Source organism: Micromonospora sp. DT233, assembly GCF_049841815.1.
Lineage (GTDB): Bacteria > Actinomycetota > Actinomycetes > Mycobacteriales > Micromonosporaceae > Micromonospora.
Genome location: NZ_JBNCLB010000017.1, coordinates 19,462 through 34,490 on the forward strand (window position 1 = coordinate 19,462; position 15,029 = coordinate 34,490).

11 protein-coding genes and 1 pseudogene are annotated in these 15,029 nt (G+C 73.4%); 9 read left to right on the top strand and 3 right to left on the bottom strand.

Going from position 1 to position 15,029, the window contains the following annotated elements; translation table 11 throughout:
• Positions 1–70: 70 nt before the first annotated feature.
• Entirely contained in the window at positions 71–1,531 is a 1,461-nt protein-coding gene (locus tag ACLQ2V_RS25195) for a CCA tRNA nucleotidyltransferase (protein ID WP_425721056.1), read from the bottom strand.
• 126 nt (positions 1,532–1,657) lie between these two features.
• Here ACLQ2V_RS25195 and murJ point away from each other — a divergent pair, with 126 nt between their 5' ends.
• From murJ to ACLQ2V_RS25230, 7 genes are all read left to right on the top strand, one after another.
• Positions 1,658–3,403, top strand: a complete 1,746-nt coding sequence (murJ, locus tag ACLQ2V_RS25200; protein ID WP_425721057.1) for a murein biosynthesis integral membrane protein MurJ — start codon at positions 1,658–1,660, stop codon at positions 3,401–3,403.
• 425 nt (positions 3,404–3,828) lie between these two features.
• Positions 3,829–5,439 carry a protein kinase family protein gene (locus ACLQ2V_RS25205; protein ID WP_425721058.1) on the top strand — a complete coding sequence of 537 codons (1,611 nt, stop codon included), beginning with the start codon at positions 3,829–3,831 and terminating at the stop codon, positions 5,437–5,439.
• Positions 5,440–5,482: 43 nt separating this feature from the next.
• On the top strand, positions 5,483–6,271 hold the full coding sequence (gene sigM, locus ACLQ2V_RS25210; RefSeq protein ID WP_425721150.1) for an RNA polymerase sigma factor SigM: 789 nt from the start codon (positions 5,483–5,485) through the stop codon (positions 6,269–6,271).
• A complete protein-coding gene (locus ACLQ2V_RS25215) occupies positions 6,268–7,338 on the top strand; it encodes a hypothetical protein (protein WP_425721059.1) in 1,071 nt (356 codons plus the stop codon). Before sigM ends, ACLQ2V_RS25215 begins: the two co-directional genes overlap by 4 nt.
• 234 nt (positions 7,339–7,572) lie before the next feature.
• The gene (gene trxB, locus ACLQ2V_RS25220) at positions 7,573–8,526 is read left to right on the top strand and encodes a thioredoxin-disulfide reductase (protein WP_425721060.1); all 954 of its coding nucleotides are present in this window, start codon (positions 7,573–7,575) and stop codon (positions 8,524–8,526) included.
• Positions 8,527–8,592: 66 nt separating this feature from the next.
• Complete coding sequence (gene trxA, locus ACLQ2V_RS25225) at positions 8,593–8,916, top strand: thioredoxin (RefSeq protein ID WP_425721061.1); 324 nt, start codon at positions 8,593–8,595, stop codon at positions 8,914–8,916.
• A 214-nt stretch (positions 8,917–9,130) separates the two neighbouring features.
• Positions 9,131–10,300, top strand: coding sequence for an N-acetylmuramoyl-L-alanine amidase (locus tag ACLQ2V_RS25230; RefSeq protein ID WP_425721062.1), 1,170 nt, complete (start codon positions 9,131–9,133; stop codon positions 10,298–10,300).
• 15 nt (positions 10,301–10,315) lie between these two features.
• On the opposite strand, the gene ACLQ2V_RS25235 is transcribed toward ACLQ2V_RS25230, so the two are convergent.
• Entirely contained in the window at positions 10,316–10,981 is a 666-nt protein-coding gene (locus ACLQ2V_RS25235; protein ID WP_425721063.1) for a GNAT family N-acetyltransferase, read from the bottom strand.
• Positions 10,982–11,290: 309 nt separating this feature from the next.
• Between ACLQ2V_RS25235 and ACLQ2V_RS25240 the strand changes: the two genes are divergently transcribed.
• Together ACLQ2V_RS25240 and ACLQ2V_RS25245 are read left to right on the top strand one after the other, a co-directional pair.
• On the top strand, positions 11,291–12,604 hold the full coding sequence (locus ACLQ2V_RS25240) for a PLP-dependent aminotransferase family protein (RefSeq protein WP_425721064.1): 1,314 nt from the start codon (positions 11,291–11,293) through the stop codon (positions 12,602–12,604).
• A 7-nt stretch (positions 12,605–12,611) separates the two neighbouring features.
• Positions 12,612–13,610, top strand: a complete 999-nt coding sequence (locus ACLQ2V_RS25245; RefSeq protein ID WP_425721065.1) for a D-alanine--D-alanine ligase family protein — start codon at positions 12,612–12,614, stop codon at positions 13,608–13,610.
• 266 nt (positions 13,611–13,876) lie between these two features.
• Here the strand turns inward: ACLQ2V_RS25245 and ACLQ2V_RS25250 are convergent.
• Positions 13,877–14,471 (bottom strand): annotated as a pseudogene (locus tag ACLQ2V_RS25250) (hypothetical protein); the annotation flags it as partial.
• Positions 14,472–15,029: the final 558 nt, after the last annotated feature.

Consider the following 15,029-nt stretch of genomic DNA (forward strand, 5'->3'; position numbering starts at 1 on the left):
TACGGACATTCGGCACCGACCGCGCCTTGGCGGAGCTTTCGCCTCGGCCGGCGCTGCGCGGGCGTGCGCGTCAGGCGGTGATGCCCTGCTCGCGGGCCCAACGCAGCAGCTCCGCCTCGGCCTCGTCGCGGTCCAGCGGGCCGCGCTCCAGGCGCAGCTCCTTGAGGTGCTTCCAGGCGCTGCCCACCACCGGCCCCGGCGGCACGCCGAGCAGCTCCATGATGGCGTTTCCGTCCAGGTCGGGCCGGACCCGGGCGAGGTCCTCCTCGGCCGCGATCCGGGAGATCCGCTCCTCCAGCGCGTCGTAGTCCGCCGCCAAGGCGGCCGCCTTGCGCCGGTTGCGGGTGGTGCAGTCGGAGCGGGTCAGCTTGTGCAGCCGGGTCAGCAGGTCGCCGGCGTCGGTGACGTACCGGCGCACCGCCGAGTCGGTCCACTCGCCCCGGCCGTACCCGTAGAAGCGCAGGTGCAGGCCGACCAGCTTGACCACCTGGGCGGTGACGTCCTTCGGGTACCGCATGGCCTTCATCCGGGCCTTGGTCAGCCGGGCGCCGACCACCTCGTGGTGGTGGAAGCTGACCCGGCCGTCGGAGCCGACCGCCTTGGTGCCCGGCTTGCCGACGTCGTGCATCAGCGCGGCCATCCGCAGCACGAAGTCGCAGCCGTCGGCCTCGTACGACACGGCGTTGTCGACCACGGTCAACGTGTGCTCGTAGACGTCCTTGTGCTGGGCGTGCTCGTCGATCTCCAGCTTCAGCCCGGTCAGCTCCGGCAGGAAGCGGTCGGCCAGGCCGGTGTCGACCAGCAGCCGCAGCCCGGTGATCGGGTCCGCGCCGCAGAGCAGCTTGGTGAACTCGTCGCGGATCCGCTCGGCGGTGATCCGGTCGAGGTCGGCGGCCATCCGGGTCATCGCGGCGCGCGCGTCCGGGTGGACGGCGAAGCGGAGCTGGGCGGCGAACCGGGCGGCCCGCAGCATCCGCAGCGGGTCGTCGCCGAACGACTCGGCGGGGGTGCCGGGGGTGCGGATCAGCTTGGCGGCGAGGTCGTCGAGGCCGCCGTGCGGGTCGGTGAAGCGGTGGTCGGGCAGGCTGACCGCCATCGCGTTGATGGTGAAGTCCCGCCGCCGCAGGTCCTCGGTGAGACTGGTGCCGTACTCCACGATCGGGTTCCGGCTGACCTGGTCGTACGCCTCGGCGCGGAAGGTGGTGACCTCCAGCCGGAGCCCGTCGCGCTGGCAGCCGATGGTGCCGAACTCGCGGCCGGTCTCCCAGATCGACTCGGCCCAGCCCTTGACGATGCGCAGCGTCTGCTCGGGGTGGGCGTCGGTGCAGAAGTCGAGGTCGTCGCCGAGCCGCCCGAGCAGGGCGTCGCGCACCGAACCGCCCACCAGGTGCAGTTCGTGACCGGCCCGCGCGAAACGGCGGCCCAGCTCGTCGGCGACCGGGGAGACGCGGAGCAGTTCGGCGACGGCGTTGCGCTGCGCGGCGGTGAGTTCGCGGCGGTCGGCGGCGTGAGGAACGGAGGCATCGGACATGGGATCGCCAGACTATCGGGCCGGGGCGGGAACCGATCCGCCGGGCGCGGGTATGCAGGAGACGTTGACTATGGTCAGGGGGTGCGGGCCGGCGCCCGGCTCCGACGTACCCCTTGGAGGCTGGAGATGAGCGGCGGTCTGTACCGCAGCGCGAACGCCGCGCAGCACGGCGGCCGGCCGCCCGGGGACGACGCCACCTTCATCTCGGCGGAGCCGCTGAACCAGCCCGCCCTGGAGTCGACCGCGCCGCCGCAGGAGCAGGCGGGCGAGGCCAGCGCCGCGACGAACAGCGCGGTCATGGCGATCGGCAGCCTGGTCAGCCGGGGTACGGGCTTCCTGCGCAACCTGGTGATCGCGGCGGCGCTCGGCGGCGCGCTGGTCGGCGACGCGTACACGACGGCGCAGATCCTGCCCGGGATGGTCTACGAGTTCCTGCTCGGCGGCGTGCTCACCAGCGTGCTGATCCCGGTGCTGGTGCGTCGGCGCAAGGCCGACGCGGACGGCGGCCAGGCGTACGCGCAGCGGCTGCTCACCCTGGCGGTGCTCGCGCTCGGCGTGGCCGCCCTGCTCGCCGTCGCCTTCGCCGGGCAGCTGACCTGGCTCTACGGCAGCGGCGAGGCCAGCGGCGACTACTCGCAGCTGGTCACCGCGCTGGCCCGGCTGATGCTGCCGATGATCTTCTTCTCCGGGCTCAGCGCCCTGATCAGCGCGGTACTCAACACCCGGGGGCACTTCGCCGCGCCGATGTGGGCGCCGATCCTGAACAACCTGGTGGTGATCGCCACCGCCGGCCTCTACATCGCCGTCTTCGGGGCCGAGATCGTGCCGCCGGGGGAGATGACGACGGGGCGCATCCTGCTCATCGGCGGCGGCACCCTGGTCGGCGTGGCGATCCAGGCCGTCGGCCTGCTGCCGGCGCTGCGCAAGGTCGGCTTCCGCTGGAAGCTGCGCTTCGACTTCCGCGAGCTGGGCCTGCGCGAGCTGGGCCGGCTCGGGGCGTGGATGTTCTGCTACGTCGCGGTCAGCCAGATCGGCCTGATCGTGCTGTTCAACCTGCTGAACCGGGCCGGCAAGGAGAACGCCGCCGGCCCGCTGATCTACAACAACGTCTTCCTGCTGCTGATGACGGCCCACGGCATCATCGCGGTCTCGATCATCACCGCGTTGATGCCCCGGATGAGCGCCGCCGCCGCCGACGGCCGGTACGCGGACCTGGCCGCCGACCTGTCCCGGGGCACCCGGATGGTCACCGCGGTGCTCGCCCCGATCGCCGTCTGCTACGCCGTGCTCGCCACCCCGATCGCCTTCACCCTGTTCCGGTTCGGCGCGTTCAACGCGGAGAACGCCACGGCGACCTCCGTGGTGCTGCTCGCCGCCGCGCTCGCCCTGGTGCCGTTCGCGGTCAGCCAGCTCTTCACCTTCGCCTTCTACGCGCTGCCGGACACCCGCACCCCGGCGCTGATCAACATTCCGGTGGTGGCGCTCCGGGTGGCCGTGCAGGTGGTGCTCTTCGTGGCCTTCTCGGCGAGCTTCGCCGGCGCCGGCATGATGATCGGCAACACCGTCTCCTACGTGGCCGCCGCCATCGTCTCCGCCTGGCTGCTGCGTCCCCGGGTGGGGCGCATCGGGCTCGGGGAGATCGCCCGGACCGGCGGTCGCGTCGCGGTCGCGTCGCTCGGCGCGGCCCTGGTCGGCCTGCTCGTGGTCAAGCTGCTGCCGGGCGACGACACGCCGACCCGGCTGGAGGCGATCGTCCAGCTCGTCGTGGGCGGTGCCGTGATCGGCGGGACCTACCTGGGGCTGGCCGTGGTGCTGCGGATCAAGGAGATCACCGAGGTGGTCGGGATGGTCCGCCGCCGGCTCGGCCGCTGACCCGGGGCACGCTGCGTCACCGTGGATCACCGCAGGGCTGGGGATGAACCTGTGGATAACTCAGCGATTCGCCGCTCAGCGCCCGTTAGTGCCTGTGGACAACCAACCGGAAGGCTGAGCATGTGCGGCCGTTCGGCGGGGAATCATTCGCCGACACCGGCCCCGCCACACCGGCGCGGCCCCTGCGACGACTACGTGCGGTCAACCTCTAGATTGGCTAGTACATGTGCCAGCAACGCGGCCAAGAAGGTACGTAACCGGACGAGACCGGCATGTCGCGCCGGCTTGGCCCGTTGCGGCGGGAAGATGACATGTCGGGGAGACGGGCGACACGGGTAAGGTCGCTCTCGGATGGGTACGGCTGACCGAAGGCGATCCGCGTCGACATCGTCGGCCGGTTCCCCACAGGCAGAGCGGAAAGCCACATGGCCAGCAGCGCGGGTCCATCGATCGATACGATCACCGAGGGAGGACGGGTGACCCAGGTCGGCGAGGGTCAGGCGGCGGAGGAGAGCGCTCCGCCGATCATGACCTTCGGTGCTCCCACGGCCGGTGAGATTCTCGCCGAGCGGTACGAACTGGTCGAGCACATCAACAACGACAGCGCGGGCCGACTCGTCTGGCGCGGCGTCGACGTGGTGCTCCGCCGTCCCGTCGCGGTCGTGCTGCGCTATCCGGGCGGCGACTCGGCCACCGAGATGCTCCAGGGTGCCGTCGCGGCCAGCCGCGTGATCCACCCGAACCTCGTCGGCGTCTACGACGCGATCGACGAGGCCGACCGGGCGTACGTGGTCCGCGAGTGGGTCGAGGGCCAGTCCCTGCGGGAGATGGTCGCCGACGGGCCGCTCGACCCGGGTCGGACGACCGCGATCGGCAACGCCGTCGCCAGCGCCCTGGCCGCCGTGCACAGCACCGGCATGGTGCACGGCAACGTGCACCCGGGCACCGTGATGATCAGCGACGAGGGCCGCGTGGTCCTGGCCGACGCCCGCACCGACAGCGCCGCCAGCCAGGAGAGCGACGTCCGCGCCGTCGGCGGCGTCCTCTACTACGCCCTGACCGGCCACTGGCCGCACGCCGAGGCCCCGCTGCGCGGCGCGACCGCCGGGCACGGCCGGGCCGCGATCCCCGACGCCGTACGCGACGCCAGCGGTGCGATCGCCGCGCCCCGGCAGATCCGCGCCGGCGTGCCCGCCTACCTCGACGACCTCACGATGGACCTGCTCGACGCCGCGATCGCCCCGCCGCCGTCGGACGTGCTCGCCGCCGAGCTGAACCGCCTCGACATCCCGATCGAGGACGACAGCTACCTGGAGCCGGCCGGGCCGCTGCGCTTCGCCGCCGAGACCGGCGACGAGCCGTCGCCGCTGGCCTCGGTGGGCGGCCGGAAGGTCGCCGTCGGCATCGCCGGCCTGCTGGCGGTCGCCCTGGTGGGCCTGCTCATCGGGATCAGCGCCCTGGACGGCGACGAGAAGTCCCCGCAGACCGAGCCGGTGGCCCAGCCCTCCAGCAGCGCCCCGGTCAACGAGGCCACCCCCGCCCCGGCCACCCCGCGCAAGCTGTCGGTCAGCGACGTACGCATCATCGACCCGGACAGCAAGCAGCGCAGCGAGCTCAACGGCGCCGAGAAGGTCATCGACGGCAACCAGGACGAGGGCTGGGAGACCGACACCTACCAGGGTCGCTCCAACTTCGGCAACCTGAAGCGCGGCATGGGTGTCTGGGTCGACCTCGGCGAGGAGCGCACGGTCAAGTCGGTGCAGGTGAGTCTCTCGGCCACCGGGGCGTCCGCCCAGCTCTTCGCCGGCCGGACCGACCCACCCTCCACCTCGGCCGGGGACAATTCGCTGTTCAACAGCTACAAGAAGAGCCCGATCGGGCAGCCGTTCGAGGAGCACGACGGCACCACGATGACCTTCAACGGCTTCGACGCCGACACCAAGTACCGCTACCTGCTCTTCTGGGTCACCCAGTTGCCCCCGTACGAGCATGGCTACCGGCTCGGCGTCCAGGAGATCACGGTTCAGGGGTCGTGACCCGGCGGCCGACGCCGGGCTGCCATACCGATCGGACGGGGTGATGGACGGTCACGGCGAGCGGACGCCCGACGTACCGGTGGACGGCCAACGCCGTCCACCGGTCGCCATTTCCGCCCCGGGGTCCTCGGCCAGCGACGCCGACCTGCTCCGCGCCCACGTCGCCGGCGACCCGTACGCCTTCGCGGAGCTCTTCCACCGGCACCGCGACCGGCTCTGGGCGTTGGCCCTGCGCACGATCGGTGACCGCGAGGACGCCGCCGACGCGCTCCAGGACGCACTGCTCTCCGCCCATCGCGCGGCGGCCCGGTTCCGGGGCGACTCCGCCGTCACCACCTGGCTGCACCGGATCGTGGTGAACGCCTGCCTGGACCGGATCCGTCGCCGGCAGGCGCACCCGACCGTCGCGTTGCCGGACGGCACGCGCGGCCCCGAGGGCGGCCCGACGACCGGCGGGGTGGAGCCGGCGGCCCCCGTCCAGGACCACGACACCGCCCTGGTGGTCCGCCAGGCCCTCGCCGGCCTCCCCGTCGAGCAGCGCAGCGCGTTGGTGCTGGTGGACGTGCAGGGCTACCCGGTGGCCGAGGTGGCCCGGATGCTCGGGGTCGCCGAGGGGACGGTCAAGAGCCGGTGCGCCCGAGGCCGGGCCCGGCTCGCCGTGGCGCTCGGTCACCTGCGCCCCGGCGTCGTCCCCGCCGGGGCGACCACCGGCGGCGGCGCGGGCCCGGCGGCGGACGTGCCGGCCGTCACCCGGGGGAACCCCGGGCCGTCCCGCGGCGTCGGATCGGGGTCGGGGCAGTCCCGGCAAGCTGCCACCCAGGAGGAATCGTGACGGCCGGGGGGTTCAGGGAGGTCGACCACGACCTGCTCGCCGACTACCTCGGCGGCGCGCTCGACGGCACCCCCGACGAGGCGGTCGTGGCCGGGCTGGTGCAGCGGGAGCCGGCCTGGGCCGTGGCCCACGACGCGTTGGCGGCGGCCCTGCCCCGGGTCGGCCTGGACCTCGCGACCTGGGCCGAGTCGCCCGTCGAGATGCCGCCGGCGGTCGCCGACCGGATCGCCGCCGCGCTGGCCGACGCAGGCGGGGTCGACACCGGCGGGGCCGACGCCGACGGGACCGACGCAGGCGGGACCGACGCAGGCGGGGTCGACACCGGCGGGACCGACACCGGCGGGACCGACACCGGCGGGGTCGACAACGGCGGGGTCGACAACGGCCGGCCGGCCGGCGGTGTGCGGCCCGCGCTGGTGCCCGCCCAGCCGTCGCCCGGCGCACGCCGTCCCGTCGGCGGCACGCGCCCCGCGACCGGGCCCACCGGGGCCGGTCCCGGCAGGCGCGGGCGGCGCTGGGCCCGGATCGCCGGGCCGGTGGCGCTGGCGACGGCCTCGGTGTTCGCCGTCGGGCTGGGGCTCAACCACCTCGTCGACGGCAACAGCCAGTCCGACAGCGGGGTGAGCACCACGATCGGCGAGCAGGCCGCGCCGGGTGGGGCGAACCCGAACGGCTCGTTCCGGACGGCCGGGGCACCCCAGCGCAGCGGCACCGACTGGACGCCGGAGGCGCTGGCCGCCGCGCCGCGTACCGATGCCAGCAAGTCGTCGGGCCGGGAGCCGCTAGGCCCGGAGGTCGCCGGCGACGAACGCCTCCCGGCGGTCGGGAGCCTGGACCGGCTCGGCACCCGGCCGGCCCTGGGTTCCTGCCTGACGGCCGTCAGCGCCGAGCACGGCGCCGGCCTGCTCACCGTCGACCTCGTCGACTACGCCCGGTTCCGGGGTGCCCCGGCGCTGGTCCTGCGGTTCGTCGACCCGTCCGGGGCGCGCTGGGCGTGGGTCAGCGGCCCGGAGTGCGGGGTACCCGGATCCGGTGCCGACACGCGCTACCGGGCGCGGGTAGGGTGAGATCGCGGTTCGCCTGCCGGCGCACCGCGACGGGTGGCCGGCCGCGCCCGGTCGACGCGGGCAGCCGTGGCCGCCGTCGCCCCACGTGACGTGACCCACCGGATGAGTGGCTCGGGAATCCCCACTTCGTACGATGACGTTCCGCAAGTCAGGTAGCCGGCGTCCGCGCGGCGGCGGCACTCAGACCGCATCGGTGAGCGCGCCGGTGGCGACCACACACATCGGGAGACGGCAGTGGACGAGGTCCGCAACCTGATCATCATTGGCTCCGGGCCGGCCGGCTACACGGCGGCGGTCTATGCCGCGCGCGCCAACCTCAAGCCCCTGGTCATCGAGGGCGCACAGTCCGGCGGCGCGCTGATGACGACCACCGAGGTGGAGAACTTCCCCGGCTTCGCAGACGGCATCCTCGGCCCCGAGCTGATGGACAACATGCGCAAGCAGGCCGAGCGCTTCGGCGCCGAGTTCCTCACCGACGACGCCACCCGGGTCGAGCTGGTCGACACCGGCAGCATCGGCTCCGACGCGGTGAGCACCGTCTGGGTCGGCGAGACCGCGTACCGGGCGAGGGCGGTCATCCTCTCCACGGGCTCGGCCTGGCGTCCGCTGGGCGTGCCGGGCGAGCAGGAATACCTCGGCCATGGTGTGTCGTCCTGCGCCACCTGCGACGGCTTCTTCTTCCGCAACCAGCACATCGTGGTCGTCGGCGGCGGCGACTCGGCGATGGAGGAGGCCAGCTTCCTCACCCGCTTCGCCGCGTCGGTCACCATCATCCACCGGCGCGACTCGTTCCGGGCCAGCAAGATCATGGCCGAGCGGGCGCTGAGCAACGAGAAGATCAAGGTCGAGTGGAACTCGGTCGTCGAGGAGGTCCTCGGCGCCGACGGCAAGGTCTCCGGCGTGCGGGTGCGCGACGTGCACAGCGGGCAGAGCAAGATCCTCGACGTCACCGGCGTCTTCGTGGCGATCGGTCACGACCCGCGCAGCGAGCTCTTCCACGGCCAGGTCGAGCTGGACGACGAGGGGTACGTGAAGGTGCAGGCCCCCAGCACCCGGACCAGCATCCCGGGCGTCTTCGCGGCCGGTGACGTGGTCGACCACACCTACCGGCAGGCGATCACCGCCGCCGGCACGGGCTGCGCCGCCGCCCTGGACGCCGAGCGCTTCATCGCCACCATCGAGGGCTGAGCACGGCCCACGCCGTGACACGCAACGATCGACCGAACTGAACCGAAGTCCCGGAGGAGGGTCATAGTGGGAGCGACCAAGGCAGTCACCGACGCAAGCTTCACCGCCGACGTGTTGCAGTCCGACAAGCCGGTGCTCGTCGACTTCTGGGCCGAGTGGTGCGGGCCGTGCCGCAAGGTCTCGCCGCTGCTGGAGGAGATCGCCGGCGAGATGGGCGACCAGGTGAGCATCGTCAAGCTCAACATCGACGAGAACCCGGAGACGGCCCGCGCCTACCGGGTGATGTCCGTGCCGACCCTGACGGTCTTCAAGGGTGGCCAGCCGGTCCAGTCGATCGCCGGCGCCAAGCCCAAGGGCGAGCTGGTCAAGCTGATCCAGTCCGCGCTCTGAGCCCACGCGACCACGGAAACCCCGTACCCCTCTCGGGGTGCGGGGTTTTCGCTTTCCGGTCCTGACCTGCGCGGAGACCGCCACCTCGGCCCGGCGCAGCGCATAACCTCAACGCGGGGGGCCGCCCGTGCCGCGCCCCGTCGGCGTCCGGGTCACAGGCCCGCCTCCCGCGCCGTGGGAGGCACCGGCGGCGACCGTGCAGAGGGGGTCGAGCGTGCGTCCGATCCGCCCCGGTGACCGGGGGCCCGCAGTGACCGAGATCCGCGGCGTGCTGACCGGCCTCGAACTGCTCGCCCCGTCGACCGTGGGCGACGGCGACCACTTCGACGCCGAGACCGAACGCGCCGTCCGGGCGTTCCAGCAGTCCCGAGGGCTCAGCGTGGACGGGCGGGTCGGCGCGGAGACCTGGCGGGCCCTGGACGCCGCCCGCTGGCGGCTCGGCGCGCGGACGCTCTACCACGCCGTGCCCGAGCCGCTGACCGGCGAGGACGTCCGGTTGCTGCAGGAACGCCTGCTGGAGATGGGGTACGACGTGGGCAACGCCGACGCCGTCTACGGCATCCGCACCTCCCGCGCGGTGGCCCAGTTCCAGCGGGAGATGGGGCTGAAGCCCGACGGCTCCTGCGGGCCGTACACGATGGGTGCGCTGCGCCGGCTCGGGCGCAAGGTGGTGGGCGGCCGGCCGCAGTGGCTGCGCGAGTCCGACGCGATCCGGCAGGCCGGTCCCGCCCTGGTCGGCCGGACCGTGGTCATCGACCCGGGCCACGGCGGCACCGACCCCGGCGTGGTGGTGCCGGACGGGCCGCTGCGCTGGACCGAGGCCGACCTGGTGCACGACCTGGCCAGCCGGTTGGAGGGGCGGCTCGCCGCGTCCGGCGTGCGGGTGCAGCTCACCCGGGGGCCGACGCCGGGAAGCTGCCTGCCCGACGTGGAGCGGGCGCAGCTGGCCAACTCCCTCGGCGCCGACGTGTTCATCTCGCTGCACACCGACGGCCACGCCAACCCGGAGGCCGACGGCGTGGCGACCTACCACTACGGCACCGACAACGGCGTCACCTCGGCCACCGGGGAGCGGCTCGCCGGGCTGGTGCAGCGGGAGATCGTCGCCCGGACGGGGCTGCGGGACTGCCGCACCCACGCCAAGGCGTGGGACCTGCTCCGGCTGACCCGGATGCCGGCGGTGCGGGTGGAGGTGGGCTACCTGACCTCCCCGGCGGACCGCAACCGGCTGGTCGACCCCCGGTTCCGGGACCGGATCGTCGAGGCCCTGGTCGCCGCCGTGCAGCGGATGTACTTCCCGATCGAGCGGGACGTGCCCACCGGCTCCATCGACGTCAGCGCGCTACGCGCCTCGATCGCGGCCGGACGCGTGCCGACCGCCTGAGCCCGTCCACCTGGGTCAGCCGGTGGGTGAGCTGGTGGCCGCCGCGGGGCGGACCGGCCGCAGCAGGGTCTCCGGGCTCATCGAACCGAGCAGCTTCTCCAGCGCGTACTCGACGTCGGTCTTCCAGCTCAGCGCGGTGCGCAGCTCCAGCCGGAGCCGGGGGTAGCGGGGGTGCGGACGGACGGTCTTGAAGCCCACCGAGAGGAAGAAGTCGGCGGGGGCGACGCAGCTGCCGGACGGGTCGCCGTCGTCGCCGAACTTCGCGTCGCCGAACGCCTCGATCGCCTTGATCCCCCGCTTGGTCAGGTCCCGGGCCACCCCCTGCACGAGCATCCGGCCGAGGCCGCCGCCCGCGAAGGAGGGCACCACGTGCGCGGTCGTCAGCAGGGCCGCGTCGGCGGAGATGGGCGAGGTGGGGAACGCCATCGAGCGGGGCACGTAGGCCGGCGGGGCGTACATGACGAACCCGGCGGGCATGCCGTCGACGTAGGCGAGCTTGCCGCAGGAGCCCCACTCCAACAGCGTCTGGGAGACCCAGGCCTCCTTCTCCAGCCCCGGGTCGCCGGCCGCGCAGGCCCGCTCGGCCGCCACCGGGTCGAGCTCCCAGAAGACGCACTGCCGGCACGAGCGAGGCAGGTCTTCCAGGGTGTCGAGGGTCAAGCTGACCAGACGTCGCGACATTGACGCATCCCCAAAAATAGGCTCGGCAGCGAGGCCGGCGCGGAACAACGCCGCCGCCTTCGGGCCCCCGACGAGCGATCGTACGCCGCCCGGCGGCCCTACGGGAGGGGAAGCGCGAACCGGCGCGGCGAGTTCGCCGACCCCCGGCCCTCGGGTCCGGGATGTGGACTACGGGCCGGAAGGCGGAGGCCGGGCGGCGCGGCCCGGACTACCATCGAGGGGCTGTGTCCCGTGCCGCCATGGTCTGCGGCGTCCCGGGTAAGCCCGGCCGGGCGCGGGAGCCGCCCGACCCGCGATCGAGGTGATGTCATGACCGGCACGACGCTTGACGACTACACCGACCGGTACGCCCGGCGCGTCCGGGGCATGACGGCCTCGGAGATCCGCGCGCTCTTCGCGGTGGCCAGCCGCCCCGAGGTGGTCTCCCTCGCCGGCGGCGCACCGTACATCGCCGCCCTGCCGCTCGACGCGGTCGGCGAAATGCTCGGCCGACTCGGCTCCGAGCACGGCACCACCACCCTGCAGTACGGCATCGGCCAGGGCACCCTGGAGCTGCGCGAGCGGATCTGCGAGGTGATGGCGCTCTCCGGCATCGACGCGTCCTGCGGCGCGTCCCCGGAGGACGTGGTGGTCACCGTCGGCGGCCAGCAGGCGCTCGACCTGGTGGCCCGGCTCTTCCTCGACCCGGGGGACGTGGTGCTCGCCGAGGGGCCGACCTACGTCGGCGCGCTCGGGGTGTTCCAGGCCGCCCAGGCACAGGTGGTGCACGTGCCGATGGACGACGAGGGGCTGATCCCCGAGGCGCTGGAGGTCGCCGTCGCCGACCTGGCCCGCGCCGGCCGGCGGGTGAAGTTCCTCTACACCATCCCGACGTACCAGAACCCGATGGGCGTGACGCTCAGCGAGGCACGCCGCGAGCGGGTGCTCGACATCTGCGAGCGCGCGGGGCTGCTGGTGGTCGAGGACGACCCGTACGGTCAGCTCGGTTTCGAGGGCGACGCGCCCCGGCCGCTGCGGGCCCGCCGCCGCGACGGGGTCTTCTACCTGAGCACCTTCTCCAAGACCTTCGCCCCGGGCCTGCGGGTGGGCTGGATCCTGGCCCCGCACGCGGTCCGCGACAAGCTGGTCATCGCCAGCGAGGCGCAGATCCTCTGCCCCAGCGGATACGCCCAGGCCGCCGTGTCGACCTACCTCGGCACGATGCCGTGGCGCGAGCAGCTCAAGGTCTACCGGGAGGTCTACCGGGAACGCCGCGACGCGCTGCTGACCGCGCTGGCGGACCTGATGCCTGCGGGCACCACCTGGACCACCCCGGCCGGCGGCCTCTTCGTCTGGGCCACGCTGCCCGACGGCCTGGACTCGAAGGCGATGATGCCGCGCGCCATCGCGGCCCGCGTCGCGTACGTGCCGGGCACCGGTTTCTACGCCGACGGGACCGGCGGCGGCAACATGCGGTTGAACTTCTCCTTCCCGCCGCCGGAGCGGATCCGCGAGGGCGTGCGCCGGCTGGCCGGCGTGATGGAGCAGGACATCGCCATGCGTCGGGTGTTCGGGCCGATGACCCGCCCCGGGGCGCGGCGCGGGCAGGCCGGTGCGGACGCGCCGGGACCCGACTTGGCATGATTCCGGCATGGCTTCGACCCCTGCCGAGCGAATTCCCGTGACCGACCCCGCTCTCGCCGCGGACCTGCACGTCCTGGTCCTCGCCGGTGGGCTCTCCTACGAGCGCGACGTGTCGCTGCGGTCCGGCCGCCGGGTGCTCGACGCGCTCCGGGCCGTCGGGGTGCAGGCGGAGCTGCGGGACGCCGACGTCGCCCTGCTGCCGGCGTTGGCCGCCGACCCGCCGGACGCGGTGGTGATCGCCCTGCACGGCGCGACCGGCGAGGACGGTTCGCTGCGCGGCGTGCTGGATCTCTGCGACGTCCCCTACGTCGGCTGCGACGCCCGCGCGTCCCGCGTCGCCTGGGACAAGCCGTCCGCCAAGGCGATGCTCCGGGAGGCCGGCATCCCCACCCCGGACTGGGTGGCGCTGCCGCACGACCGCTTCTCCGAGTTGGGTGCGGTGGCGGTGCTGGACCGCATCGTCGACCGGCTGGGGCTGCCGCTGATGGTGAAGCCCGCGCAGGGCGGCTCCGGCCTCGGCGCCGTCGCGGTCCGGGACGCCTCGGCGCTGCCGGCCGCGATGGTGGGCTGCTTCGCGTACCACTCGACGGCGCTGGTCGAGCGCTTCGTGCCCGGCGTGGACGTGGCGGTCTCGGTGGTGGACACCGGGGAGGGGCCGCAGGCGTTGCCGGCCGTGGAGATCGTGCCCCGCAACGGCGTCTACGACTACGCGGCCCGGTACACCGCCGGCCGTACCACCTGGCACACGCCCGCCCGCCTCGACCCGCAGGTGGCGGGCGCGGTCGCCGAGCTGGCCGTGGCGGCGCACACCGCGCTCGGCCTGCGCGACCTCTCCCGGGTCGACCTGATCGTCGACTCCGACGGCCGCCCGCACGTGCTGGAGGTCAACGTCTCGCCGGGGATGACGGAGACGTCGCTGCTGCCGCTCGCCGTCCAGGCCGCCGGGTTGGATCTGGGCCGGATGCTCGGGGCGCTGGTGACCCGAGCCGCCGCCCGCCGCGCCTGAGCCTTCGCCCGACTCCTTGACCCGGCCTTCACCCGGCGCGTCGGGGAGCCAGTACCGCTGCGGAGCGCGCGGTCCCGGCCCGCAGCGGCATCGTCCTTCCCCGGCGGAAGCGACCGCGTTCCGCCGGGGCGCGGCTCACCCGTCGGCGGGGCGGGAACGCTCGTCGCCCTCCGGCTCCGGGGACTCCTCGGCCGCCTCGATCACCCCGCCGGCATCCTCCTCGTACGGCGTGGAGGACTCGTACGGCGTGGAGGACGACTGCGCGGCGATGCTCGACGGTGCCTGCCAGTGGATGCGGGGCGGCTCCGCCAGCGGACGCCCGCCGAACTCGGCAAGCCAAGCCGCCACCATGGCCAGACTCTCCCGCCACTGCTCTTCGGAGATGGGCGGGAGGATCGAGTCCCACAGCGACAAGAACGTGCCCCGAAGCTGGAGCTGCCCGTAGGGCCGGGCCAGGAACCACAGGTGCAGGTGGGCGGAGCCGTCGCCCCAGCGGTTCACGTGCACCCGCGCGACGCCGTCGAGGGAGCGGATGGCCCGCTCCAACCGGACCGTCATCACCCCCAGCTCGGCGGCGAGGAGGTTGGGCAGGTCGCCGAGGTCGAGGTGGGTCCGGGACTCCAGGATCAGCACCATCGGCAGCCCGGTCGGTCGGTCCATGGCACGGACGCGCCACCGCTCGCCGACCCAGATGTACGCATCGTCCGGCGCAGCGCAGGACGTGCACTCCCGGGAGCCCTCGCCCTTGCGTGGGGGCTCGACCTCGACGGGGTCGTTGAGGTGTTTGACCCGCAGGTCCCCCTCGAAGGGAAAGGAGGGCCAGGAGGTGAAATCGGGGACTGAAGGAGGGGTGTCTTGCACGAAGCTGACCCTAACCGAGCGAGCCAGAGCTGTCCCTACCTCGTTCGTCCCCGATCGGCCCCGCAGGCCGCCCTGGGCAGCTCAACCACCCCCGGCCGATGCGCCCCACGAACGGTCATCCACAAGTTATCCACAGGCACTCGGGGTGCCCGACCCTCCGCTTCATCCACAGGCTCACACCACGTTTCACGCGGGGTTTCACGTGAAACAGGGGGTGCCTGTGGAAAACCGCTGTGGATAACTTTGCCGCTTCGCGGCGAAGTTGTGCACAGGCAGATGTCCTCCCTCGTTCCTAACGAACCGGCCGCCTGTGGGTCGCGCGGTGGCCGGCCCGAATGTGAGTCCCGTCGGGTCGGGGAGGGGTGCCAGCGGGCGGAGTTCGCTCTGCGCCGCCCCCGCCGGTCGGCGGGGCTCCGCGCGCTCGTTTCCTCGGTGGGCGGTCTGACGAGCCGAGGACACCCGGACGGCGTTCCGGTGGCTCGGCGTTCCGGTGGCTCGGCGTTCCGGTGGCTCGGCGTTCCGGTGGCTCGGCGTTCCGGTGGCTCGGCGTTCCGGTGG

Excerpts from the sequence above, each read along its gene's own strand:
- ACLQ2V_RS25195 (WP_425721056.1), bottom strand. The coding sequence starts at position 1,531 with ATGTCCGATGCCTCCGTTCCTCACGCCGCCGACCGCCGCGAACTCACC.
- murJ (WP_425721057.1), top strand. The coding sequence starts at position 1,658 with ATGAGCGGCGGTCTGTACCGCAGCGCGAACGCCGCGCAGCACGGCGGC.
- ACLQ2V_RS25205 (WP_425721058.1), top strand. The coding sequence starts at position 3,829 with ATGGCCAGCAGCGCGGGTCCATCGATCGATACGATCACCGAGGGAGGA.
- sigM (WP_425721150.1), top strand. The coding sequence starts at position 5,483 with ATGGACGGTCACGGCGAGCGGACGCCCGACGTACCGGTGGACGGCCAA.
- ACLQ2V_RS25235 (WP_425721063.1), bottom strand. The coding sequence starts at position 10,981 with ATGTCGCGACGTCTGGTCAGCTTGACCCTCGACACCCTGGAAGACCTG.
- ACLQ2V_RS25240 (WP_425721064.1), top strand. The coding sequence starts at position 11,291 with ATGACCGGCACGACGCTTGACGACTACACCGACCGGTACGCCCGGCGC.
- ACLQ2V_RS25245 (WP_425721065.1), top strand. The coding sequence starts at position 12,612 with ATGGCTTCGACCCCTGCCGAGCGAATTCCCGTGACCGACCCCGCTCTC.